This window comes from Xylanibacter rodentium, assembly GCF_013166575.1.
Lineage (GTDB): Bacteria > Bacteroidota > Bacteroidia > Bacteroidales > Bacteroidaceae > Prevotella > Prevotella rodentium.
Map to the genome: position 1 here is coordinate 111,701 of NZ_JABKKE010000003.1, position 24,815 is coordinate 136,515.

Annotated in this window: 16 protein-coding genes; 9 read left to right on the top strand and 7 right to left on the bottom strand. The window is 49.8% G+C overall.

What is annotated here, in order from left to right:
• The first annotated feature begins 18 nt into the window (after positions 1 to 18).
• The 6 genes from HPS55_RS03090 to trxB all read left to right on the top strand — a co-directional run bounded on the left by HPS55_RS03090 (position 19) and on the right by trxB (position 6,271).
• Positions 19 to 942, top strand: coding sequence for a DUF5689 domain-containing protein (locus HPS55_RS03090; protein ID WP_172175877.1), 924 nt, complete (start codon positions 19 to 21; stop codon positions 940 to 942).
• A gap of 22 nt (positions 943 to 964) precedes the next feature.
• A complete protein-coding gene (locus HPS55_RS03095; protein ID WP_172175879.1) occupies positions 965 to 2,491 on the top strand; it encodes a carbohydrate binding domain-containing protein in 1,527 nt (508 codons plus the stop codon).
• 176 nt (positions 2,492 to 2,667) lie between these two features.
• On the top strand, positions 2,668 to 3,603 hold the full coding sequence (locus tag HPS55_RS03100) for a DNA/RNA non-specific endonuclease (RefSeq protein ID WP_253947646.1): 936 nt from the start codon (positions 2,668 to 2,670) through the stop codon (positions 3,601 to 3,603).
• A 139-nt stretch (positions 3,604 to 3,742) separates the two neighbouring features.
• The gene (locus HPS55_RS03105) at positions 3,743 to 3,997 is read left to right on the top strand and encodes a type B 50S ribosomal protein L31 (RefSeq protein WP_172175883.1); all 255 of its coding nucleotides are present in this window, start codon (positions 3,743 to 3,745) and stop codon (positions 3,995 to 3,997) included.
• A gap of 733 nt (positions 3,998 to 4,730) precedes the next feature.
• Entirely contained in the window at positions 4,731 to 5,282 is a 552-nt protein-coding gene (locus HPS55_RS03110) for a glutathione peroxidase (protein ID WP_172175885.1), read from the top strand.
• A gap of 38 nt (positions 5,283 to 5,320) precedes the next feature.
• Complete coding sequence (trxB, locus tag HPS55_RS03115; RefSeq protein ID WP_172175908.1) at positions 5,321 to 6,271, top strand: thioredoxin-disulfide reductase; 951 nt, start codon at positions 5,321 to 5,323, stop codon at positions 6,269 to 6,271.
• Between the two features lie 136 nt (positions 6,272 to 6,407).
• On the opposite strand, the gene HPS55_RS03120 is transcribed toward trxB, so the two are convergent.
• From HPS55_RS03120 to HPS55_RS03135, 4 genes are all read right to left on the bottom strand, one after another.
• Complete coding sequence (locus tag HPS55_RS03120; protein ID WP_172175910.1) at positions 6,408 to 9,143, bottom strand: discoidin domain-containing protein; 2,736 nt, start codon at positions 9,141 to 9,143, stop codon at positions 6,408 to 6,410.
• A gap of 32 nt (positions 9,144 to 9,175) precedes the next feature.
• A complete protein-coding gene (locus HPS55_RS03125; RefSeq protein WP_172175912.1) occupies positions 9,176 to 10,696 on the bottom strand; it encodes a glycosyl hydrolase in 1,521 nt (506 codons plus the stop codon).
• Between the two features lie 75 nt (positions 10,697 to 10,771).
• Positions 10,772 to 14,044, bottom strand: a complete 3,273-nt coding sequence (locus tag HPS55_RS03130; RefSeq protein ID WP_172175914.1) for a glycoside hydrolase family 16 protein — start codon at positions 14,042 to 14,044, stop codon at positions 10,772 to 10,774.
• A 197-nt stretch (positions 14,045 to 14,241) separates the two neighbouring features.
• Entirely contained in the window at positions 14,242 to 15,204 is a 963-nt protein-coding gene (locus HPS55_RS03135) for a hypothetical protein (RefSeq protein WP_172175916.1), read from the bottom strand.
• 231 nt (positions 15,205 to 15,435) lie between these two features.
• On the opposite strand from HPS55_RS03135, the gene HPS55_RS03140 reads away from it, so the two are divergent.
• Positions 15,436 to 18,339, top strand: coding sequence for a helix-turn-helix and ligand-binding sensor domain-containing protein (locus tag HPS55_RS03140; protein WP_172175918.1), 2,904 nt, complete (start codon positions 15,436 to 15,438; stop codon positions 18,337 to 18,339).
• A 161-nt stretch (positions 18,340 to 18,500) separates the two neighbouring features.
• On the opposite strand, the gene HPS55_RS03145 is transcribed toward HPS55_RS03140, so the two are convergent.
• Entirely contained in the window at positions 18,501 to 19,226 is a 726-nt protein-coding gene (locus HPS55_RS03145) for an SGNH/GDSL hydrolase family protein (protein WP_172175920.1), read from the bottom strand.
• Positions 19,227 to 19,445: 219 nt separating this feature from the next.
• Positions 19,446 to 19,871, bottom strand: a complete 426-nt coding sequence (locus HPS55_RS03150) for an Hsp20/alpha crystallin family protein (RefSeq protein WP_172175922.1) — start codon at positions 19,869 to 19,871, stop codon at positions 19,446 to 19,448.
• 804 nt (positions 19,872 to 20,675) lie between these two features.
• On the opposite strand from HPS55_RS03150, the gene ilvA reads away from it, so the two are divergent.
• Positions 20,676 to 21,869, top strand: coding sequence for a threonine ammonia-lyase (ilvA, locus tag HPS55_RS03155; protein ID WP_172175924.1), 1,194 nt, complete (start codon positions 20,676 to 20,678; stop codon positions 21,867 to 21,869).
• Positions 21,870 to 22,151: 282 nt separating this feature from the next.
• Complete coding sequence (locus HPS55_RS03160) at positions 22,152 to 22,526, top strand: RidA family protein (RefSeq protein WP_172175926.1); 375 nt, start codon at positions 22,152 to 22,154, stop codon at positions 22,524 to 22,526.
• A 203-nt stretch (positions 22,527 to 22,729) separates the two neighbouring features.
• Here HPS55_RS03160 and HPS55_RS03165 read toward each other — a convergent pair whose 3' ends face one another.
• Entirely contained in the window at positions 22,730 to 24,814 is a 2,085-nt protein-coding gene (locus tag HPS55_RS03165) for a helix-turn-helix domain-containing protein (protein ID WP_172175928.1), read from the bottom strand.
• Between the last annotated feature and the right edge of the window lies 1 nt (position 24,815).

Here is a 24,815-nt window from a genome sequence, read left to right on the forward strand (position 1 = left end):
TAAAAAAACGCAACGAATATGAAAAAGATGAAATATATTCTCATGGCGTTCGTATGCGCAATGATGGCCGGATGTATGGCCGGCGAGGACTACGGATTCGACACCGACTGGAGCGCTCCCAACACCGAGAATGCCTACGGCAATGCCGAACTGCAAGAGACAAACGTAATCACGGTGAAGGAACTGCTCGACAAATATGTGAACACTATGAAGAGCGCCAACGACACCGTAATGATAAAGGAAGACGTGCAGATAAAGGTTATCGTGACAGGCAACGACATCGAAGGCAATATATACAACGAAGTGGCCGTGAAAGATGAGACCGGCGCCATACTTATATGTATAGCACAGGGCGGACTATACGGTTATCTGCCCGTAGGCAAGGAGATACTCGTTGACCTCAAGGGACTGCACATCGGCCTGTATGGCAATCAGCCGCAGATAGGCGTGGCCTACACCAATGCATCTGGCAAGACATTCCCCAGCCGCATGAGCCGCGTACTGTGGCAGAAGCACTTCAAATATGTCGACGCCAACTTCACACACGAGGTGGAGCCCGAGGAGTTTGATGTGGCACGCATGCAGGATGCCGACTACGTAAAAGCATGCCGTGGTAAGTTGATGACCGTTAAGAACGTGACCATGGACGAGGCCGACGGGATCAAAGTATGGGCAAGCGATGCAGAGAAAGATGCCGGAAACGGTGTCAGCCGCTCAATTGCCGTCAACGGCAAAGTGCCTATGAGCGGCAACTATGCATCGTTCGTAGTTCGCTCAAGTACATATGCCGACTTCGCAGCCCTGCCAATGCCTACGGGCAAGATCAACCTGACAGGTATATTCACCGTCTATGCCAACGACCCGTCCAAATATGGATACACATGGCAGATACTGCTACGCGAAGGCTCTGACGTGGAAGAAATCATTAATTCTGAAAAATAAACAAATAAAATAAAACACTATTATGAAAAAGATATTATTATCAATGCTTGCCATCACAATGGCTGCATTTACATTCACAAGCTGTGAGGACGTTCCCGAGCCGTATGAGATTCCGGGAGGAGGGGGAAACACCCCGAGCGAAACCGTTGACCCTGCAGGAAGCGGTACGATAGAAAATCCGTACAATGTGGCTGCTGCCATAAAATATATCAACGAAGGTGGAAATGAAGAGACTGATGTATATGTAAAAGGTATTGTCGTATCTGTAGACAAAGGCAGTTATGATCCCTCGTATGGAAGTCTGAAATATTACATTTCTGATGATGGTACAACAGCAAACCAATTCCGTGTATATAACGGATATGCAGGTCCTAACCGTAAGAAGTTTTCCGGAGAAGATGCACTCAAACAAGGTGATGTTGTTGTTATATGCGGAAAACTCATGAACTATAACGGGACGTTGGAATATACTACAGGCAACTATGTTGTTTCCCTCAACGGGAACGGTGATATCGGTGGTGGTGATGACAAACCGGTAGAAGGCACGTATATCAACGAAACATTTGCAAGTTCATTTGGTGTATTCACTGTAAATAACGTGAAAGGACAACCGTGGGTTATTGACAGCTATGGATATGCCAAAGCTACAGGATATGACAATGCAAGCAAAACAACAACACCTTCTGCAAGCTACCTTGTAGCTCAGCCCGTGAATATGTCGAAATCGACAGAGGCAACCATAACATTTGAGTACATTTTGCGTTATGTAACAACAACAACCGGAGATGCTATTGACGGTATAGCCAACAAAGTACTTGTCACCAAAGACTACACAGGCGACCCAGCAACAACAAAGTGGACAGATATCACCGGAACATTGACAGAAGTAAGAGACTGGAAGACATGGACCAAATTTACAGCTGCTGTTCCCGCTGAAATCATCGGTAAAGAAAGCGTGGTATTCGCTCTCTATTACGAATGTGAAACAAGTTCAGGAACATGGGAAGTGAAGAACTTTGCCGTAAAAGAAGGTAAGGAAGAAGGCGGAAACACTGGTGGCAATGACGAAGGTGACATCACCACTACCAACGGTGATTTTGAAACATGGGTTGGCGGATTGCCTAATAACTGGAAAACAGAATCTACCGCAGGAAATGCAACACTCTCCCAGAGTACAGATGCACACAGCGGAAAATATTCAGTAAAAGTTGGTGGAACAAGTTCTGCAAACAAGAGAATAGGATACAAGGAAATGCAATTGAAAGCAGGAGAATACACCATGACATTCTACGCAAAGGCCGCTACTTCTACCGGTGCATCAGTACGTCCGGGAGTTGTGCCTATTGTTGACGGCAAAGCAGGTACATACGCTTATGGTGAGTACACCAACAATATCAGCAATAACGAATGGGTACAAGTGACACATAACCTCACTATAACCACCGAAGGTACATACTGCATCGTTATCATGAACTCAAAGAATCCTGGTGCAGATGTTCTCATCGATGACTTCACCTTTACAAGCGGAGAAACCACTATTATCAAATAAGAATAGTGCAACATACACCACATCAACGAGGATGCCCCAACAAGGCATCCTCGTTTTTCTTTCTACTGTTTTCTTTGCCTTATATACGTCTATATCGCAGATTTTCCGTATATTTGCAGTCTGCTTTATACAAAATACGAAATAAGATGACAACTCTCTTTAAAACCCCAACCCGCTTGCTGGCTGTATTATTCACCGTAGTCTCGGTAGCATCATGCTCCGACGACGATTCGGACAACGTAAGCGCAGGCACCGGCACTAGCTATGCCAACATCAACCGAAACACCGTGACTACATATGGCAAGGAAGTGACACGATTGGAATTTCCGAAGACAAAAGACGGAAAGAGCATTATCCTGAAATATTATTCGGGTGATACATACGGCCTGAACTACTGCGTTGAATGGGATACGGAAAAGAAGTCGCAACGATGGTCGTGCTATTTCATGGTAGACCATAAGGACAAAAACAACACATCGTATAACAAGAACCATACATACAAAGGCGATGCAGGCCGGTATAATCCCGAGAGCAATCCCGGCAATCACCCCAACGAACGCCAATATCCATGGGATCCCCAACTGCCCGAACAGTACCGTTGGAGCGATGATCTGTTCGTACGTTCAGGATACGACCACGGACATATCTGCCCGTCGGCCGACCGCCAGTATTCCAAAGAAGCCAACTATCAGACTTTCCACATGACCAACATGCAGCCGCAGCGCAATGCCTTCAATACCAAACTATGGGCTGTAATGGAACAGAAAGTACGCGACGTTACCCCAACCGCCATCGGCGATACACTATATGTATGCAAAGGTGGCACCATCGACAACGAGAGCCAGATACTGACACGCATAAAAGGAAAAATGATTGTGCCAAAATACTTCTATATGGCACTGCTGCTAAAGAAAGGCGACCAATATTCGGCCTTTGCATTTTGGGCAGAACACATAAATGCCGACCACTCCAACGACCCGCTTAAAGACTATGTCATCACCATCGACGAGTTAGAGCAACGCACCGGCATCGACTTCTTCTGCAATCTGCCCGATGATATAGAAAACAAAGTTGAACGCAGTGTCGCATACAACTATTGGGGATTCAAATAACCGGCAACAAGCCACATAACGGCATAAACGTAATACCGTCAGAAAAAAAGTCACGCCAACATTTGCCCGTTTGGAGAAAATATATTAATTTTGCAGCGCATTATAGCACATTTATAACATTCAATATTAATAAATTAAAATGAAAACAGGTATTCATCCAGAAAACTATCGCCCCGTCGTATTCAAGGATATGTCCAACGGCGATATGTTCCTTTCACGTTCTACATGCAAGACTAACGATACAGTAGAATTTGAAGGCGAAACTTACCCCGTGGTTAAAATAGAAATCTCGAGCACATCTCACCCGTTCTACACAGGCAAGAGCAAGCTCGTGGATACGGCTGGTCGCGTAGACAAGTTTATGAGCCGCTACGGTAAGGCTGCGAAGAAATAATATACAGCAGAACCTTGAATGAAACAAAAAGCGCCTCCGTGTAGTTGCATATGCCCGGATGCGCTTTTTATTTTGTCACTCCTACACCATTTACGTTTTCGTCAAGCCGGTGCGTAAGTTTGATTTAAGAAAAGCGTTACAAAATACACTTCCGTTACTTTCATTACGTCAATTTTGTATACCAGCTTATATATAAAAAACGCGGACTTACGAAAGCCCGCATCTTCAATCAAAAATTACCTACTAATAAAATCAAAAACTTTAATTAATCCGCCCGCGGCGGCCAATGTTTCCTTATACAATCTTCTTACCTCAAATAAAAAAACAATACCATATATATATTCCGTTTCTTCTGTGCTCTCTTCTTTTTTAATGTTTTCTCTCAAACTACATGATCAATTTTCACTTTGATTTGACACTGCAAAGTTACAATGATTCAGAAACAACAAGCACCATCCCAATACCTAAAAATACAAATGAATGCTTGTTGTTGACATATATCAAGAACCGGTTTCTACATAAATACGGGATGATATTTATTAAGATTTCAAACCGTTTTTTTGCTTTTACCAATCTGGTTCTTTTATATTTGCAAACATGTATTTAACAGGATCGCACTACTAACAAAAAAAACATAATAAAATTGACAAATATTTGTGAGAAACATGGAAAATGAGTACTTTTGTGCCATACAATTAAAATTGTCTATCACAATATAATCAACAAAAAAACAATGAAAACGGTTTATGATTTCTCTGTCAAAGACAGAAAGGGCAAAGAAGTATCGCTAAAGGAATATTCCAATGAAGTGTTGCTCATCGTAAATACTGCTACAAAATGCGGATTTACACCACAGTATGAGGAACTGGAAAAACTATACCAGAAATATCACAGCCGCGGATTCGAGATTCTCGACTTCCCATGCAACCAGTTCGGACAGCAAGCCCCCGGAACCGACGAATCGATACACAGTTTCTGCAAGTTGAACTATGGTACCGAATTTCCGAGGTTCAAAAAGCTAAAGGTAAACGGTGATGACGCCGATCCGCTCTACAAGTTCCTGAAAGAGCAAAAAGGCTTTGCCGGATGGGATATGAGCCACCCCATTGCCCCTATTCTTGAAGACATGCTTTCAAAGGAAGATCCTGATTACAAGCAGAAGCCCGATATCAAGTGGAACTTCACAAAATTCCTGACCAACAGATTCGGAATGGTTGTAGCACGCTTCGAGCCTACTGAAAAAATAGAGAACATCGAAAAGCAAATAGAAGAACTTCTTAAGTAATTTAAGAATTAAGGATAAAGAGTGAATACGAACAAATCATGAATGAAAATAGAGAACACATACGTTGCCTCATCGTAGGCAGCGGACCTGCAGGATATACGGCGGCAATATATGCATCAAGAGCAAATCTAAACCCCGTTGTCTACAGCGGACTACAGCCCGGCGGCCAGCTCACGCAGACTACTATAGTAGAAAACTTTCCCGGCTACCCGCAGGGAGTGGATGGCAATCAGATGATGATGGACCTGCGCGAACAGGCTGAGCACTTCGGTGCGGACATACGCGACGGAGAAATTGTCAAGGCCGACCTGTCAAAAGCCCCTTATGTGCTTACGGTGGAAGATGGCAGCGAACTGGAGGCCGACACCGTAATAATTGCCACCGGAGCATCGGCAATGTATCTTGGTCTCGACGATGAGAAGAAATACAACGGTCAGGGCGTTTCTGCCTGTGCCACCTGCGACGGATTCTTCTACCGCAAGAAAGTGGTGGCTGTGGTAGGCGGCGGCGACACCGCTTGCGAAGAGGCCATCTATCTGTCCGGATTGGCCAAGAAGGTGTACATGATAGTACGCAAGCCGTATCTGCGCGCATCGAAGGTGATGCAGGAACGTGTCATGGCTACCGAAAACATCGAGATACTCTTCGAGCATAACACCGTGGGACTTTACGGTGATAATGGTGTCGAAGGCGCACATCTCGTAAAGCGCAAGGGCAAACCTGACGAGGAAATGGTAGACATTTCCATCGACGGATTCTTCCTCGCCATAGGTCACAAGCCCAACAGCGATGTTTTTAAGGAGTGGGTTGATACCGACGAAGTGGGATATATCAAGCGCATCAACGGTACACCGAAGACCAAGGTGCCGGGAGTGTTCTCGGCCGGCGACGTTTCGGATCCCGTATACCGTCAGGCCATCACATCGGCCGGTGCAGGTTGTCAGGCAGCCATCGAAGCTGAGCGCTACCTCACCGAGCACGGACTGTAACAGCCGTCTTCTTTTAAAGATAAAGAAAAGATAAGGATACGTTTTCGTATAAAGGAAACTATAAAACGACAAAGAGCCATATCGGCACTCACAATATCATGGAGTGCGATATGGCTCTTTGCCGTTGCATGGTGATTTACTTATTATTGCCTGCCACCACCTTCTTGCCGTTGATGATGTAGATACCCTTGGCGGGCTTGATTATACGGCGGCCCGACAGGTCGTACACGGCACCGGTAGTATCGGTTCCGACGGCCGGCACGTTATCGATACCGGAAACGTTAAGGTCTTCAACGGTGTAGCAGAACTTCGGCGTTTCGGCACGTCCGCCGGCCAAAGCCCACCATACGCTGCCCTCAAGCACATCGCCCAGATGCACATTCTCCCAAACGAAGGTTGATACAAACGTATCGCAATTCTCCGATACATGGTTCCCGCCGTTCGTCCATGCGTCAATTACGCCCGGCACGATGCCCGGCACGCCCGACTCCTCGAGATATTCCACAACGAGGGTAACCTTGGTGTTCTCCTGAATGAAACGCCATGTGTACTTGAGTGTCTGCGGCTCGGTTATCACGTCGTTCTGCACAGTGATGGTGCCTTCGCCGCTTGTGGGCTGAACAATCTTCTCGGTGGTTGTCAGCTGCACGGTGCGGGTCTCGTCGGCCTTGTTGCCGGCAGCATCTTCCACTGTCACCACAAATGTATAGGCCGTCTCGGGTGTCAGTGCAGTAAGCTCTATCACAGCCTCGTCACCGGCCTTCACCATCTTGGTGGCCACTACCGTGCCGTCGGCATTGCCGGTGACTGTATATGTGAGCATACAGTTCTCATTGTTGTCAGAAGCCTGCACCTTTATCGTAGCCTTGGTGTCGGCCACGTCGCCTACCTCGGCCATCATCCATACGGGAGCCTCAGTGTCGGCCATTACGGTCTTTTCAAAGTATATATTGTCGAAGATGAAGGTATTGCCCTGACCGTTGTCCAGCTTTATCTGATACACGTTGTTGCTGCCATTGCGGTCGTCACTGTGGAAGGCGCTCACCGGAATGTCGAGTGCGTTCCACTCACCGGCCTTGAGTTCGGCGATATACGGTATCTCGGCAAAGTTGACGTTGTTCTCTGTGTCACGCCAGATGGGTACGATAGTGACGGTGTTGGCCGTTTCGGGGAATACGTCGACGTGGAGCGTCTCCATGTCCGTTACATCCATCACGTCAAACTCCAGTCCGCGGTAGTTCATGTTGCTGAGAAGCATGGCCTTGTCACCCTCAGCCAAGGTAATCTCGACGGTCACGGTCTGCTCGCCCCAATCCGGGAATACGAATCCTGCGGCATTGCCGAACTTGTCGCTGTACACGGCCTTTACATTCTCTGCAGTTGCCCCGCCGGCGGGAGCCGAACCCGGCATATCGTTGGTGCGTGCTTCAAGAACTATCGGGTCGGTAGCGTTGCCCTTGCCGTCCTTGGCCACTACTGATATGCTGTAGGCTGTACCATATTTTAGCCCGCGGAGAGTATAGGCCACCTCTTTGCCGCTCTCGCCCGATGTCACGGCCTCGGCGGTTGTCTCGCCGTCGCTATAAGATATGACATAAGCTATGTTGGTGCTCACATCGTCGGTAGCCTTGAAGTTGAGCGCTATCGAAGAGAATGTGGCTGCACCGATGGTTGCAGTAAATTCGGTGGGAGCGGCGGCATCGGGGAAATCCTGCTTGTTTTCGGCGAATATGGAGAAGTCGAATAGCTTCACGCCATAAGCCGTGGCAGCCTTTGTGCTGACAAAGCGCACATAGCGCACCTGCTTGGCCTCGCTCATGAAGAAGTCGGTAAACGTGGCCATACCGGCATGTCCGGTCACAGCATGCTCATCGCCGTAAACACCGTCGTTGCCTGCAAAGGCTATGGTATAATCCTCGGGGCACGCGCCCTCGAATGTTGCCGATATTGCCGTAATGTCGTAAAGCGCCTGAAGGTCAACCACAAAACCGGTCTCGTAAGTGCGTTCCTCATCGCCGGCACCAGTGGCGGGGTGCATATCCCACAAACTGGCCATGTTGTCATCGAATGCTCCTACCATCGAACCGGTAGTGGTGCCCTCGCCTATCGGTGTGACCATAGTGGCCATGTTGGCAAATATGTCTATCTTCTCACCGGCATAGGATGTTATCTTTATCTCGTTGGAGGTCAGATCACCGGCCTTTGCCACGATGGTGGCCTCACCGGCCTTTGCCGACGTATATACGTTGCCGTGGAAAGTGCCGGCATCGGCGGGAGTGACCTCGTAGATCACCTCGCCCGCATCCATCGGCTGTCCTATCTGGTCCTTGCCGGCCACGTTGAGAGTCACGGGCACGCCAACACCAACGACTGTCTCTGGAGCCGACAGCGTGATGGCCGAAAGCACGGCGGCATCCATCTTGAACACACGGAACTCCCAGAAGCTGACGCCCCACGGTGTGGCACGTTCCACGTTGCGGAAACGGATATAGCGGGCGTTCACCTCTCCGAAGGTGTAGTTCTGCAGCAGGTCGGCCACCATCTCGTCGGTTTTCACCACTACGTCGGTATACTCGTTACCGTCTTCCGACACCGATATCACGAACGACTTGGAATAGGCACCCTCCCACTTTATCTGGATTGTGTTGAATGTCTGCACCGAGCCAAAGTCGAGCGACCATGTCACGTCTTCGCTATCGGCAAAGTCGCCTACGGGAGCTTCCCAACGTGTGTTCTCGTCACCGTCGATGGCCAGTCCGGCATTTTCAGATGCCGATGTGGCAGTCGCCGTACCTCCCAATGCGAGGTTGGTCTGTGCTAACGATACTGCCGATGACAACAATACCGTGCTTAAAAGTAATGTTCGTTTCATAAGTTAAATTGTTCTTTTTAAGTTGATTGATGCTATTTGATTACGGTCTTTTTCTTTTCGCCCGAGTGCGTCACTATCACGTATATGCCCGAAGGCAAATTGAGGGCCGACAGGTTACGGGTGGTGCCTACGAACATTCCACCGGCATCGAACACATCGACCAGGCCGTCGGCAGTGTCTGCCCCATCGACCTCAGGAGATGATATGCCGGAAGATGTGGATGTGAACGAAAATCCGTTGATGAAGAACGGCATGTTGCCGGCATTATAGAGCATGATGCTGTGGTTTCCGGCAGACAATGTGGCCGAGAACTCACGGTAGGCCCAAATACCGGTGGTGGCTGGCAACGTGGATGTTACGCTCTTCTTGCCGTCGAGATAAAACCACACGGGAGCATCGACCGACGACTTGACGCGCAATGTAAACTTATACTCGCCGGCTTCGGGCACGTTTATCTGGTATTTTGTCCACGTTCCCGACCTCATCTCCACCTGAAGCGGCTGCTCGCTGTCGCTCTCGGTATTGGGGCGCAGACACACCTGCTGCCCGTCAGTGCTGGCATCTATATAGTCCTTTGCGGCAATCTGCTCTCCGGGAGCATAATATTTACTCGTGTCGAACGACGACATATAGGTATATACCGTACCGAGAATGGACAGTTCGCTGTCGCTGCGGTTGGTCTCGAAGATGCTGAAATAGGGATAACTGGCGGCACGGCCGTTGGCCATAAACCACGCGTAGCCTTCCACAAGGTCGCTCTGCTCCAGCTTCTGCACCTTCTGCGTCATCTGGTCTATCTGGAAGTCGACACCGGTGATGGTACCGTCGTTCTCCCACGAACAGAACTCGGTGAGCATCATCCGCGGAAAGTGTCCGTTGGCCTCCTTGTAGGCATCAAGATATTTCACGATATTGGGGTAACGGCCGTAAACGTCCTTCTTTGCCGGATTGTAAAGGTCGGCATAGAAATACTCTGTAGCAAACCATGTGGTAGAGCCAAACCAGTTCATGTAGCAGTGAAGCGCAAGGCAGTCGAAACGTGCTCCGGGGTAGATGCGCAGAAACTCGTCAAGCCACTCGTATGGGCTCCATGTACGACCGCCCACACGCTCACCGGTGAAATTGAGCGCCGGAGCCACGAGCTTCAGCCCATAGTCGGCGGCTATCTTCTCCACACGCGGCCATGCTGCGGCGGCTTGCGCGGGCGTCATGTTTGCCTGTGCCGAGAAGTTTGGCTCGTTGAATCCCAACAGATAACGCACGCCGGGATTGTCGGTAAGCCAGCGGCGCAGGCCGGCCTCATCGAAGTTGCCGTTCCAGCACATCGGCACAAAGTCCATCATGCCCTGCGGGCCTGTGCCCGACAAATCGTTACCGGGCTTGATGCCCCAATTGTACACCCACGACACGCCGGGCGCCATCTTGCTGATGGGCAACCCTGACATCTTCTGGGTCTTCTCGTCCCATCCGATACCTCTCTTGGCACTCTTGTTTTGCGCCAAAAGAGGTACGGTGACGAATAATGATAATATAGCTGATATAACGATTTTCATAATTGTCTTGATTGTTGTTGATATATGGTTGATATTAATATGTATATGGCACATCCTTAACCGTATGCCGACGGATTACTTCACCACAACCTTCTTCACGCCATCAGCCGTGCGGACGATGTACAAGCCGGGACGCGACATTCCGCTTACCTTACGGCCTGCAATGTCAAATATACCTGCAGACAGGACATTGTGGCCTGCCGTCTTAACATTCTCTATCGCAGAAACGCTGTTCTTGTCGCGCCACATGAAGATGTTGTCAAGCTGTATCTCGTCGCCATAGCCTCCACCGCTCATAAACCATATCAGATTGCCACGGTAAGAAGCCTGTCCGCCGTTGTTGTCGGGGAAGAGGTTTGTATTGAGTGAACGGATTACGCTGAACGGAATGTCAAACGAGTACCACTCGCCGTCGCGACGATAATTGCCCAACACAGGAGCACCGTTGCCGAAAATGGTGGTGCCGATAGTAAACTTGCTCTCGGCAAAACCTATCTGATGGTTGCAGGCGTCGGTGCCACGCATGGCAAAATGCAGATGCCAATTGCCCTCGTCGAGAAGGGTGAGGTCGACACCGTCGTTGTTGATAAAGCCGGCGCCTGTCCAACCGCCATTGGTAACCAAGTCAATCCAGCCCTCATCACCACCGAACGAATCGGATATACTGCCACTCTGTGTGCCCGGCATATAGGTATTTCCGTCGGCCCAGTTGTTGAACTTGTTGCCTCCCACTCCGTCGCGGCAGTCAAGCAGTATGCTCTCGGTGTCGTCCTGCTTCATCTTCTCGGTTACCGAACCGTTTGTACTGAATATTATGAAGTCCTTGCCGGCAAAGTCGAAGTATGACTTTCCGTCAGCATCAAGACTCTTTGTGGTATACTCGCCAAGCTCGGAGGTTTCGGGCGTCTGGTAGGTCTTGTAGAAGAACACGTTGTCTATCGAGAAAGAACTGCCTGTATAGAATGTCGGCATAGTATAGAAACACAGCGCATAGTCTGTATAAGCCTCCAGTCCTCCCATCTGCGGGGCCTCGTTCCACAAGGCACCATACTTTTTCAATTCGGTCACAGGGATATCAAACGAATACCACTCGCCATCGCGGTTGAAGTCGGCAAATATAGGTTTGTCGGAATACTTGCCGAATACAAGTGCGGCATCCTCATCCTTGCTGCCCAAACGAACCATAATAGGAACATGCCCCACAGCGGCATCCGAACGCAATGACAGGTGCAGATAGTAACTGTCGTCAATCATACAGAGGTCTTTGGGCGCGGGATTGTTACCCTGACCGGCTATCGAAGCCCATCCGGCACCGTTCCATCCCGGATTTTGAGCCGAGGAGAAGGCTGAGAATCCGCCATAGGGTATACGTCCGAACGAGTTGGGCACGTCTGGCACCTGACTCACCGTCATCGTCTGCGGATCGCCCCACACAAAGAAATTGTTGCGTCCGCCCTGCTCGCTGTTGTCGTGCTCGCGCTTGATGAGCGATTCGCCCTCGGCGTAGGTGCCTCCGGCTGTGAGCGACTCCCATGTATCACCCGACAGCACAAGCGGAACAATATCCGTTACGCCGGCAAACGAGAACACCGGTTGGCCGGCGGAATCCAGACTCTTGTAGCCATAGCGGCCAAGGTTGGCACCGGTATCGGTGTACGAAGGTATCTCCTTTGTCTTGCTCTTATAAAAGAAGATATTGTCAAAACACAACTCGGCATCAGTCATGCCACCACTGCTGAAAGTGATGATATCGCCGGTATAGTCGGCTGTGCCGTTGCCGAACAGCGACGCGGCAAACTGGCGCAGGGCCTTGACCGGAATATCGAAGAAGTACCACTCACCGTCGCGTTTGAAGTCGCCTATGGTAGCCAGCTTGCCGTCGCTATTACCCACCATAAAGCGGGCATTGCCCACGGTCATGGTGTGCGAGGTGTGCATCACACGGTCGGTGGCACGCATACCGAAGTGCAGCCAGTACGTATCGTCAATCATACTAATGTCCTCACCGCTGATGTTGAAGCCCAGTCCCGACCATCCCACATTGGTGACGGTAAACTTGTTGTAGCCTTCAGCCCAGCCGAACGAGTTGTTCTCGCCCGTACGCGATACAGCCACATAGGTCTGGTTGCCGGGATTCCATTCGTCCTCCCATATATAAAGGTTGCGGTTGGTGCCGTTCACGTTGTAGTCAACCACCGTGGCACCGGCGCTATACAGATTTCCGCGCACACCGTCGCTCGTGCTTATGAGCACGGCATCCGAAATGTCGCTGAAATCGAAAGCGAGCTGTCCGTCGGCATCGATGGCTTTGGTGGCAAAGCCACTCAGCTCGGTCTTGTTGTCGGGCTCGGGGTCGGGCTCCGGCTCTTCGGGTATGTTTGTCTGACGGTCACCGTTCTCGTCTACATAGAGAAACTGTGCCTCCTCGTCGCTGTCGGCCTGATACACGCGCACCCAGTCAACATACATGCGTGCTTCGTCACCGGCATTGGGCAGTGCGGTGATGCCTGAGGGGTCGAGTATTCCAGGATACCAGCCGCCCACAGCCAGATTGAAAAGAAAGAAGAAAGGCTTCTGGAAATAGTGTCCGGGGGCCAGCTCGGCATCCGAGTATTCCACCGAAGTGGTGAAATAGCGGGCCTTGCGCTTCTTTGCCGCAGTAAAGGCTTCAAGGTCGTAGTACATCGAAAGGTTACTCTCATCCCACTCTACGGTGATGATATGATACTCGTCATTGGTTATAGGGTTGTCCTCGGGAGCAAGATACTCGAAAGACAACTGCTGATGGTTTTCCGAACTGGCATCAAGGCCATAGTGTAGCGTGCCTCCGAAATAGCGGTCTTGTGTGCCGTCCTTTATACCGTTGGCATGTCCCAGCTCCACTATATCCATCTCGCCACATCGCGGCCATCCGTACTTGTTCATGTCGTTGCCCATCATCCAGTAGGCCGGCCACAGTCCGTCGGCCGTACGCGGAAACTTGATACGGGCCTGGATGATGCCATGCTTGAAGGCTGCCTTGTTCTGCGACGTGACACGTCCCGACGTGAAACTGCGTCCCATATAGTTCTCGCGGCGGGACGTAATCACGAGACACTGCTCGCCACTCTTAGGGTCGACACCCATAGTCACATTTTCACGGCGATAGTACTGCAACTCCTGATTACCGCCACCATTGCCGTTTACCTCAATGTTCCATATATTCTCGTTGAGCCGGTCTGTGTCGAACTCGTCACCCCATATAAGAGTGTAGCCGTCAGGCACTACGTCCACAGCCTGTGCACCTGCTGTCAGCGGCAGAGCCATCGTAAACAGCACCGGCAAAAAGTATTTGCTTGAAATGTTCATAATGCGATATTCATTTAGTCAGATTAATAATTCGAAATTAAAAAAAGCAATTCGATTTGATGTGTTTACTAAGACATGATAAGGTAATGTCATAAAATAGATTATAAGGTGGTGCGAAATCGGAGAGGCTTTGTCTCCGACTTCATGAAATCCCACCAAACAAACTTACTACTAACTAATAATACCTAAAGCCTTAACTATTTGTTTACAACGACCTTCTTCACTCCGGCAGCCGTCTTTATCATATATATTCCAGGACGGTTCATATCCACACGGCGTCCCGACAGGTCGTATACAACTTTTATCTCGTCGTTGCCGCTATCGATATTCACATCATTGATGGCCGATGTCTCATCGGGAATGTAGAAGAACACATGATCCAATGACAGGGCCGAACCCAACTTTGTTATCTCGTATGTATATACCGTCTCGCCGGGAGCAGGACCGCTCTTTTTGGCCGTAGAGCATACCGGCTTGTTGAAAGAGAATGTGAACACGCCGTCGGTAATGGGAGCAGAGAAATCATATACGAAACCGAAATCACCGTTCTCGTCTACAAGGTCGCTCACCGGAATGTCAAGGTAGTACCACTTGCCATCGTTACCACCGGCTATCTTTCCCACACCCACAAAGTCACCGTCGGCCTTGGCATAGTCGAGATTCACCTCTATCTGAAAGCCGTTGGTCTTTATAGTCTTCTGCGAACCGATGGTAAATTTATACTGCGACGATGCCGAACCGAAGTCGCGCATACCGATGTGTAGATGGTGCTTGTCGGTAATCTTCGACAGATCGTACATTTTTGCCTTGGGGATGAACACGCCCGTGCCCCACTCCCAGAACGGAGTGGCGTTGATATATCCCGACGTACCGAACGAGTTCTTGCCGTCTGGTTCGGGCACATTATACAATGTAAGGTCTTTCTTGTCCCAGTCGGTCACCCAATACTCAAGCACGTTGTCGGTCTGTGTGGCATCAAGATTGTTGTTTGAAATAAGCCGGGAGCCCATATCGGTTATCACATGGTCGGGCGCATAAAGCACTACATAGTCTTTGCCCTTGTTTACATTGAATCCTCCGACCGGAGCCTCGTTGATGTATTGTGCGAATATCGCAGTAGAGAACAGCATCATGGCTGTGGTGAGTAATGATTTTTTCATATGGCTAATTTTAAGTTTTCAGTCGATTGATTGATTGTTCCGGCTGCAAATTTAGGATATACTGACTGTCAAAACAAGAAAAAGGCTACGCAAAAAACTCACTTTTCATTTTTTATCACCTCACTTTAACTACGTCAACTAATCAGTAATAGCCTGTATGACAGCTTAATATATCATAAAAAACCACTCACTTAAATTCTGATTAACATTTTTATTACTACATTTGCAGTGATGAAAACAAAATATCTGATAATAATAATCACACTGCTGCTAACCTATACTCACACCACACAGGCACAGTTGCCACTGGTTAGGAATTTTACGCCGGCCGACTACAACAGCGGCAAGCAGAACTGGGGAATGGCACAGACTGGCGACGGACAGATGTTCTTCGCCAACAATATCGGCCTGCTCGGATTCGACGGAGAGCGTTGGGCCACATACCTTGTAGACAACTACACAACCGTGAGAGCCGTGATGTACGACAAACAACGCGACGTTATATATGCCGGAGCCACCAACGAGTTCGGCTACTACAGTCACAATGCCGCCACCAACAGGCTGCAATATCATTCGCTGTCAGCGGCACTGCCCGAAGCGGAACGCAATTTCGACGAGATATGGGCCGTACACCGCCAGGCCGACAACATAGTATTCCAAAGCAAGAACAACATATTCATATACAGCAGCGACAAGAAGATAACCAACATAAAGGAAAAGCAGCGTATAGAAAGCTCGGCCGTAATAGCCGGACGACTTATATTCGCCCGACGTGACGGACTGTTCGAAATTGCCGGCGGACGGCCAAGGAAACTGCGGGGTACCGATGCACTGCACGGACTTACTGTAAGAGCCATACTACCGGCCGACAGTATTATTCTGCTGGCCACATCAGACGAAGGTGTATTTGCCTACAACGGGCAGACTACATGTCCCTACCCCATGGATATTACCCCTATACTGCGCGAAAGCCAGATATTCTGCGCGGCCATAAACAGCGAATACATGGCTTTCGGAACAGTGAGCAACGGTCTGATACTGAAAAACCGGAAGACCGGCAACGTGATCTACGCCAATATCTACACCGGAATGCAGAACAGCACCGTGCTCTCAATAACCTTCGACAGGCAGAACAACATCTGGCTCGGACTTGACAACGGCATATCATACATAGTGGCTGACTCGCCTCATCGCGACCTGCTCGGCCGGCGCAACAGCGTTGGCACGGGCTACGCCTCGGCCGTATATGCCGGGCGGCTGTATCTCGGCACCAATCAAGGCCTCTTCTCAATGCCCATGCCACTCAAAAGCGAGCCTCGCCCACAGCGTCCGCAGCCCGTAAAGGGTATAGCCGGACAGGTGTGGAGCCTGCGCGTGATAGGCGGCCGACTTCTATGCGGTGCGGACAAAGGGGCCTATGTGGTGAACGGTGACAGAAGCCGACTCATCGACGGCACCGATGGCACATGGGATTTCTGCGAACTGAAACACCATCCGGGCTACATTATCGCCTCCGACTACAAGGGATTCTACACTCTGCACGACGACAACAAGTCTATAGCTATGCACAGCCGCCTTGACGGACTGGCCGACATACAGAACGGCTCACTGAAAGAAGACAAGGACGGGACTATATGGATAGGCCACTGGCAGAAAGGCATATACCACGCACAACTTAACGCAACCCTCACCGATGCTACAATAACAACACGCTACGGCAAGAACAACGGCCTGGTGATGGACGAAAACAACATAACATGCCGCATGGGAAACGACATCGTTATATCATCGGTTGACGGACTGTACAAATATGACAGCCGGAGCGGCAAACTTATATACGACAAAACAGCCAGCACCATATTCAACAGCTACGGCTCGCCGCTCGAGATACACAGCATGCCCAACAACACCCTACTGGCAATGAAGAGCCACTTCATAGCCACGGCATCATCCGACGGGAAGGGCGGATATACCGTAGACAGCACATCGCTGCGGAGCATTGCCGACGGTCTGCACCTCGGTCTGGGCGACATCGGATATCTTGACAGCAAGCACGTCATCCTCAACCACGACGACGGTTTCTATATCGTGGGCAACAACACGCGCCGCCCGCGGCCCGACAACCTGCTGATGATACGCCGCATCACATCGACCACCGGCACCGACAGCACCCTCTATTCGGCCGGACTGACCGACAAGCCCGCCGAGACAGTGCTACCGCACAGTCTCAACTCGATAAGGATAGAGTTTGCCCTGCCCGAATACACCGGCCCACACAACGTGGAATACCGCTGTATGCTCGAAGGCTACGACAAAGAATGGAGCAGCCCGGTGAGCGCACCATACAAGGAATACACCAAGTTGCCACACGGCACATATACATTCCGCGTAAAGGCACACAACCGCATAAGCGGACGTACGCATGAGGTGAGCACTGTGATAACGGTAAGTGCGGCGTGGTACGAAACGTGGCCGGCATACATTATATATATAGTGATAGCCGCCACAGCCATAGCATATATAGTACGGCTGATGAAACGGCGGGCCGAACGCGAACTGACACGAGTGAAGGCACAGCAGGAGCAGCAGATGCGCGAAAAGGATATAAAACTGCAAATGGAACGCGAAAAGCGCAAGCACCAGATGGCGGAGATGCGCAACGAGCAGCTCAACATCGAACTGAAGCACAAACAGAGCCAGCTTACCGACTCGACAATGAATCTGATGCGCAAGAACGACATGCTGCAACAAATAGACGAAAACATGCACGAGCTGTCGGAAAGCGTAAGACGTGGCGACGCCAAGCCCAAGCTGACCAAACAGATTCAGGAGATAAGGAAGAGCATACAGGACAACATGAACGATGACGACAACTGGGAGAAGTTTGAAAACAACTTCAACATGGTTTACGATGACTTCATGAAAGTTCTAACGGCACGATTTCCCGACCTGAAAATCAACGACCGCAAACTCTGCGCCTACCTGCGCATGGGACTGAGCAGCAAGGAGATGGCATCGCTACTCAATATGCCGGTGAGAAGCATCGAGACAGCACGCTACCGGCTGCGAAAGAAGCTGAACATGACCGGCGGCGAAAACCTGACCGAATTTATACAGAACATAGGAGAAAGCTAAAGGGAATTTAGAGTTCAGAGTATAGAGTGAAGAGGTTTGATTACTTTCAAGAACCATCACTTGGAGTAATCATACCTCTTCACTCTATACTCTGAACTCTAAACCAAAATTTTACCTTCTCCAACGGATTGAAGTTTACATGCTTCTTCTTTCCGTCCTTTTCAATGCAGAGTGTGAGGAGCAGTTTGAATATCTTCTTGTCCAAAGATCGTCACGCCGTCCGTAGCTTTCATATAGGTATTGAACCATTCCATGCCAATGGGCAGAAACAGGTCGTGACCGTATTTGTTGAGATGGGCCATATCGTTGGGACCCTGAAAATACTTCTTGCGAAACTCCCCGTCGCGCACCTTTATCGGGCATTCGGGCGAATAGTTCATTAGCACGGGGATGCCGTTCTCTTCGCACACCTCACGGATTACACAGCACACCTCAGCAAAGCCCGGACGGTCAACATACCACGGCGTAACATATCCTATCCTTGCCTTAGGGCACTGCACGCGCACGTTGTTGATGAACACCGTGAGCGAATCGCGGAACATACGCAGCGAATCGGCATTGTTGTTCACCTTGCCGGCATCGTTATGGCCCGCAATTATCAGCACATAGTCGGCCGCGGGGTCCATCATCGGTGCCTTGGTATAGATGGCCGGTCCGAAGTTATGCCTGCCGTCGCGAGTTCTGTCGAAGGCCACGCAAGCGCCGTTCTTTCCGTAATTGTTGTACTTCATTCCCATAGCCTTGGCCATCTTGTAGTGCCACGCTTCCTCCTTCGGGGCCTTATGATTGGCCACGTACGAATCACCGATTACATTGATTGTCTTTTGCGTTTGAGCCTGCACCATCAGCGCAAGGCTTAAACCAAGTAGTAAAAATAGTTTTCTCATTGTTACGTTTGTTATCAGTATTGACAGAACAAAGGTAACAATAAAAGAATAGAAAACAACATATATAATTGAGAATTGACAATTTAGAATGGATAATTATGATTAGCGGCGTAAAGACATGCCCCATAGCTTACGCCATAACAATGCCTTTACGCCGCCAATCATAATTATCAACTATCCTTTCTCAATTATCAATTTGAGAAACTTTCACGAGACACATTAGCCCACTGTAATCTGACGCGACACTTTCTCCTTACTGATTTCTATCTTGGGAAGTTCCACCGTCAGTACACCGTTCTCCACCCGAGCCGAAATCTTATCCTTGTCCACATCGTCGGGCAGAATAAGTGTCTGCTCAAACTTAGAGTACGAGAACTCGCGGCGCAGATAGCGCATCGTCTTGTTTTCCTCCTTTACCTCGTGCTTGTTTTCCATCTTGACAATGAGGTTTCCCTCGTCGTTGATATGGACGCAAAAGTCCTCCTTTGTCATTCCCGGAGCGGCCAACTCCACGATATATCCCTTGTCGGACTCTTTAACGTTGATGGCCGGTGCCGTAGCGTTTGCCTTAGGCATAAAGTCCGTTACAAAAAGGTCGTTGAACATCTCCGGCAACCATGCTGAATTTCTTCTTAACTGTGTCATTGTTTTATCCTCCTGTTATTTTTAGTTGTTACTTTATTTAATTCTGTTTATATGTTCTCTTGTTTCGACAGCCCTTTCATTCTGGCTCTCGACTATATAATTGCAACAAGCATACCAATGTTATTTTACTGTCATTTTGTCGCAAATTCAACTTTTAAACCTTTCTTTATCTGCCACTTTGTCTTTAATTGACAGCTTTTTATGTTTATCCCTACTTATGCAACTATTAATATATACCCATTCAGCCTGCCGTTAAAGCTTAACCAATATGCAACAGCTACCTGCCCGCCCACCCACAGCGGCACCGTGATAAAATGAAACTATTAAGATTACTCAGTGAAGTTAATAACATAAAGGTTTGAAGTTATTAACTTCACTGAGTAATCTTAATAGCATAATTTTCCATCCACGGCTCCAATGAGTCGCAGAAACATTAAACGGTAGGGACAGATTCTTGTATTTGTCCGCCATATACACCATTATGTTATAAACGGACAAATACAAGAATCTGTCCCTACCGTTTTTTATACCGAAACATCGGATCGGCTCCTTTTTTAGAAAGGTATCGGCTTTACTCCCAACGGAACGCAGCGGAGTTATAACTCCCTTTAACTCCTTAACTCCAAAATGAATCTCCTCAAAAAGATTCCTTACTAAAAAAGATGCTCCGATTGACGTTTAATTTATAGATTTTTGCGTATCTTTGTAGAAGATAAGCGGCATCTCAGCAGAACATTAAAACAAGTTTGATGATTCTGCGTTCGATTTGCATTATCTTTGTCGGTACTAAAAACAAATACAGCCATGCTTAGCTTAGATAATTTCTACAAGGCACGTTACGTTCTGAACAAGACGATACGTAAGACGGAGCTTGTAAAAGCCCCGAAAATCAATCCGGAGTGCGAGGTTTATCTAAAACTGGAGAACCTTCAGGAGACGGGATCGTTCAAGATTCGTGGAGCCTGCTACAAGATATCACAACTCACGGACAAGGAGAAAACCAATGGCGTGATAGCCTGCTCGGCAGGCAACCATGCACAGGGTGTGGCCCTCGGAGCCACAGCCCACGGCATCAAGTCGCTCATCTGTCTGCCCGAAGGCGCACCGATGAGCAAGGTGGAGGCAACAAAGAGCTACGGAGCCGACGTGTGTCTGGTGCCGGGAGTGTACGACGATGCCTATAAGAGGGCGTTGCAGTTGAAGGACGAGATGGGTTATACATTCATACATCCGTTTGACGATGAGAACGTGATTGCGGGACAGGGCACCATCGGATTGGAAGTGCTTGAACAGTTACCCGACGTAGAGGCAATAGTGGTGCCGGTGGGCGGCGGCGGACTGGTGAGCGGTATCGCCTTTGCAGTGAAGTCGCTCAACCCGTCAATCAAAGTATATGGCATACAGGCTGCCGGTGCGGCCAGCATGGTGCACAGCATGGAAGTGAAACACAAGGAGCCCCTCGCCTCGGTATCGACCGTGGCCGACGGCATTGCAGTAAAGGAACCGGGCAACCTCACCTACGAAATTTGCAACAAATATGTGGACGGTTTCGCTACCGTGACCGAGGATGAGATATGCGGTGCCATCCTCCATCTGCTCGAAAAGGAGAAGGTGGTGGCCGAGGGTGCCGGTGCGGCCGGTGTGGCTGCCGTGATGTACAACAAGATTCCGGTGAAAGGCAAGAAGACGCTGTGCATAGTGAGCGGCGGAAACATTGACGTGACCATACTGAACCGAGTTATCAACCGCGGATTGACGAAGAGCGGACGCTACTGTGCCATCAACATCGAACTGGACGACCAGCCGGGCAATCTGGTCGAGGTGGCTTCGGTGATAGCACGCTGCGGCGGAAACATAACGAGCGTGCACCACAATCGCCAGGGCGACAGCCAGAAAATAAACGCCTGCATACTGAAAATTGTGTGCGAGACACGCGACGAGAAACATGTGGCCGAGATAAACCGCGCACTGAAAGAGAGCGGATTTAAGGTAGTATAGAATTTTAGGAGTTAAAGGAGTTAAAGGGAGTTATCGCTCCCTACGGTCGCTCAGGAGTTAAAGACATTACCTCCTGTTGCAGACTGACCAATGTGACAATAACAGAGACATCAATCTATAAAGACAAACAGTTGCAAACAAAGACAAACAGCAGTGTTTAAAACCAACTAATATTGATAATGTCTTTAACTCCTGAGCGACCGCAGGGAGCGATAACTCCCGTTAACTCCTCTAACTCCCCAAAAGCCCCCAAAAAAACATCATTAAAAAACAAATACAATTATGAAAGCATTACACACAGACAAAGCTCCAGCAGCCATCGGCCCGTACAGTCAGGCCATTGAAGTGAACGGTATGGTATTCGCATCAGGCCAGATTCCACTCGACCCCGCAACCGGCAATGTTGTGGAAGGCGGCATCAAGGAGCAGACACGCCAGGCACTCACCAATGCCAAGGCCATAATGGAAGGCGCCGGCCTCACTCTGGCCAACGTGGTCAAGACAACGGTGTTCATGGCCGACATGAATGACTTTGCAGCCATGAACGAAGTTTACGCCACATTCTTCAGCGAGCCCTATCCTGCCCGCTCTGCAGTAGCCGTAAAGACATTGCCGAAAGGCGTGCTTGTGGAAGTGGAGTGTATCGCAGCGAAGTAAGAAAGACTGTTGCACATAACCCTCAACATCAATTGCCACCGATAGTATAATGTGGCTCCGTAGACACATCAGAGCATGTCATAATCAAGGATATTCCAATTGTGATAAAATAAAGAAAGACACGGATGTATGTAAATAGTAACTGTTCATACATCCGTGTCTTTTTTACACTGTATGCTCAATGAGACACACGTTACAAAGCCCTATATACAGGTGTTTTTGTCCGGCTGATACTCTGTGGGGCGGCATCCGTACTCTTTCTGAAAACATTTGGTGAAATAGCTCGGCGAACTGAATCCGGTGACTTCCGACACTTCGCCTACGGCCATTCCGCCACGCGCCAGCAGCTCGGCGGCCTTGCGCAGACGTATACTGCGGATAAACATCTGCGGCGACTTGTCGAGTATGGCCATCAGCTTCTTGTACAATCCGGTGCGCTCCATGCATAGGTCGCGGCTGAGCTGCTCCACCGTATATCCGGTGTCTACAAGGTGCTGCTCGACGAGCGATGTGGCCCTATTGAGGAAATCCATCTCGGCAGCACTCATCTCGGGCTTGCCGTCGCTTTCCTCCTTGTCGGCAAGAATCACGCTCACAGGACTTTCCTGCCTGCTGCACATATCCATCAGATCACGTATGCGCATCAGCAGCATGTCCTCTTTGGCCTTACGGGCCATACGCTGTTTCACCCCACGCACATACAGCCACACCACCATTGCCGAAACCAGAATGAACAAAAGCACGTATAAGGCAATGGCCGCAGTCGAACGCCACCACGGCACATCCACCGTAACGGCCAGCCGGCACACCTCGCCGTTCCACACACCGGCACGAGGTGAGGCCATAACCTCGATAAGATAACAGCCGGGCTGCAAACCGGTGAACGACAGATTGAGCAGTCCGCGACTGTCAATATGCGAACTGTCGGCATAGGCATCCTCGGTGCGCCACTCATCATAGAGCCCCACCACCCTGTAACGGTAATAAACACTGCGCGGACGAACATACTTCATAGCCGAGAATGTCAGCACTATGTCATTGTCGTCGTAGCCGAGGTGCAGACTGTCGATGTAAGGCACATCAATGTCGGCATAGCGACTGCCCGCACGCACGTATTGTCCGTGCAGCATCACCGAGGTGAGCAGGGGACGGAGCCGCACATCGGTCTCACCCGTATCAAATACTCCCGACAGCGGCGACATATACATAATCCCGCTGCCGTAGGTGCCAAGCCACACACCGCCCTCACGGTCCATACACACAGTGTTTATGCCGGTGGAAATGCGCGTGCCGTCGGGCAGACGCAGACTGCTGCGAACGGTCCTGGTCATAGTCTCGGTGTCGTATGTCATATATCCGGCCGGGGTGGTGATATAGGCCGTTGAGCCTGAGAGGATTAGCGTATGTAAAGTGTAGTCACACTCGAAATGGATTTTCCAAGACCGCCTCGCCGGATTGAAAGTCTGGAATATGGAGCACCGCGAACCGGTACGAATCTGATGGAACAGTCCGTCGGCCGTGCGAACTATAAGCGATGTGCCCGTATACCTGTCGGCCATGTCGTCACCGTATGCCGCCGATGTATATAGCAAAGTACCGTTGTCGACACTATATGCCAAAACAAGACCTCGACCGGTAAACACAAACACCCTGCCGCCGCTTACGTCAAGGTCCTGAACCGTGCCGCATCCGGCCGGCAGAGCAAGCGTCACCCCCACATCGGCGCAGTGAATGTTGCCGGCAGTGACAGTCCATATGGCACCGTCGGAATCTACGAATATATCATCTACATTATCAGCAGCAGCGCCGTCCACACTTTCGGTCATGTTCTTGTCTCCAGCTCCAGCCACCAGCGACACGCAATCGCTGACAAATGTCAGCGTCTTCAGGTCGAGACAAGCCACACACCGCTTGTCCTTTATCCACATCCGCTGCCGTGCGTCGACATACAGATGGGTGTGACCGCGGTAGCCGCAGAGCGTATCCTTAACCGAGGCATCCACCGGAACACTGCGAAATCCGGTGCCGTCGTAGATATTAACATGACTCTCAGTCATCACCACCATACGCCCGTCACCGAGCTGCATTATCTGCAACACCTTATTTCCTCGAAGCCCCTGCTCGGCACCGAGCACATAGCAGGTTTTATCGACCACATCAGTCTCATGCCCTACCTGTGACAACAGAGAACCGGGCAAGGCCGCAACCGCCACCCGACACGATGCAAACAGCCACAGCAACAACACAAATCGCATATACACGGTAAACAAACGTCTGCTGTACATCATA

Bases quoted from the DNA above. Each gene is read 5' to 3' on its own strand.
- HPS55_RS03090 (WP_172175877.1), top strand. From the start codon at position 19: ATGAAAAAGATGAAATATATTCTCATGGCGTTCGTATGCGCAATGATG.
- HPS55_RS03095 (WP_172175879.1), top strand. From the start codon at position 965: ATGAAAAAGATATTATTATCAATGCTTGCCATCACAATGGCTGCATTT.
- HPS55_RS03105 (WP_172175883.1), top strand. From the start codon at position 3,743: ATGAAAACAGGTATTCATCCAGAAAACTATCGCCCCGTCGTATTCAAG.
- HPS55_RS03110 (WP_172175885.1), top strand. From the start codon at position 4,731: ATGAAAACGGTTTATGATTTCTCTGTCAAAGACAGAAAGGGCAAAGAA.
- trxB (WP_172175908.1), top strand. From the start codon at position 5,321: ATGAATGAAAATAGAGAACACATACGTTGCCTCATCGTAGGCAGCGGA.
- HPS55_RS03120 (WP_172175910.1), bottom strand. From the start codon at position 9,143: ATGAAACGAACATTACTTTTAAGCACGGTATTGTTGTCATCGGCAGTA.
- HPS55_RS03125 (WP_172175912.1), bottom strand. From the start codon at position 10,696: ATGAAAATCGTTATATCAGCTATATTATCATTATTCGTCACCGTACCT.
- HPS55_RS03130 (WP_172175914.1), bottom strand. From the start codon at position 14,044: ATGAACATTTCAAGCAAATACTTTTTGCCGGTGCTGTTTACGATGGCT.
- HPS55_RS03135 (WP_172175916.1), bottom strand. From the start codon at position 15,204: ATGAAAAAATCATTACTCACCACAGCCATGATGCTGTTCTCTACTGCG.
- HPS55_RS03140 (WP_172175918.1), top strand. From the start codon at position 15,436: ATGAAAACAAAATATCTGATAATAATAATCACACTGCTGCTAACCTAT.
- HPS55_RS03145 (WP_172175920.1), bottom strand. From the start codon at position 19,226: ATGAGAAAACTATTTTTACTACTTGGTTTAAGCCTTGCGCTGATGGTG.
- HPS55_RS03150 (WP_172175922.1), bottom strand. From the start codon at position 19,871: ATGACACAGTTAAGAAGAAATTCAGCATGGTTGCCGGAGATGTTCAAC.
- ilvA (WP_172175924.1), top strand. From the start codon at position 20,676: ATGCTTAGCTTAGATAATTTCTACAAGGCACGTTACGTTCTGAACAAG.
- HPS55_RS03160 (WP_172175926.1), top strand. From the start codon at position 22,152: ATGAAAGCATTACACACAGACAAAGCTCCAGCAGCCATCGGCCCGTAC.
- HPS55_RS03165 (WP_172175928.1), bottom strand. From the start codon at position 24,814: ATGATGTACAGCAGACGTTTGTTTACCGTGTATATGCGATTTGTGTTG.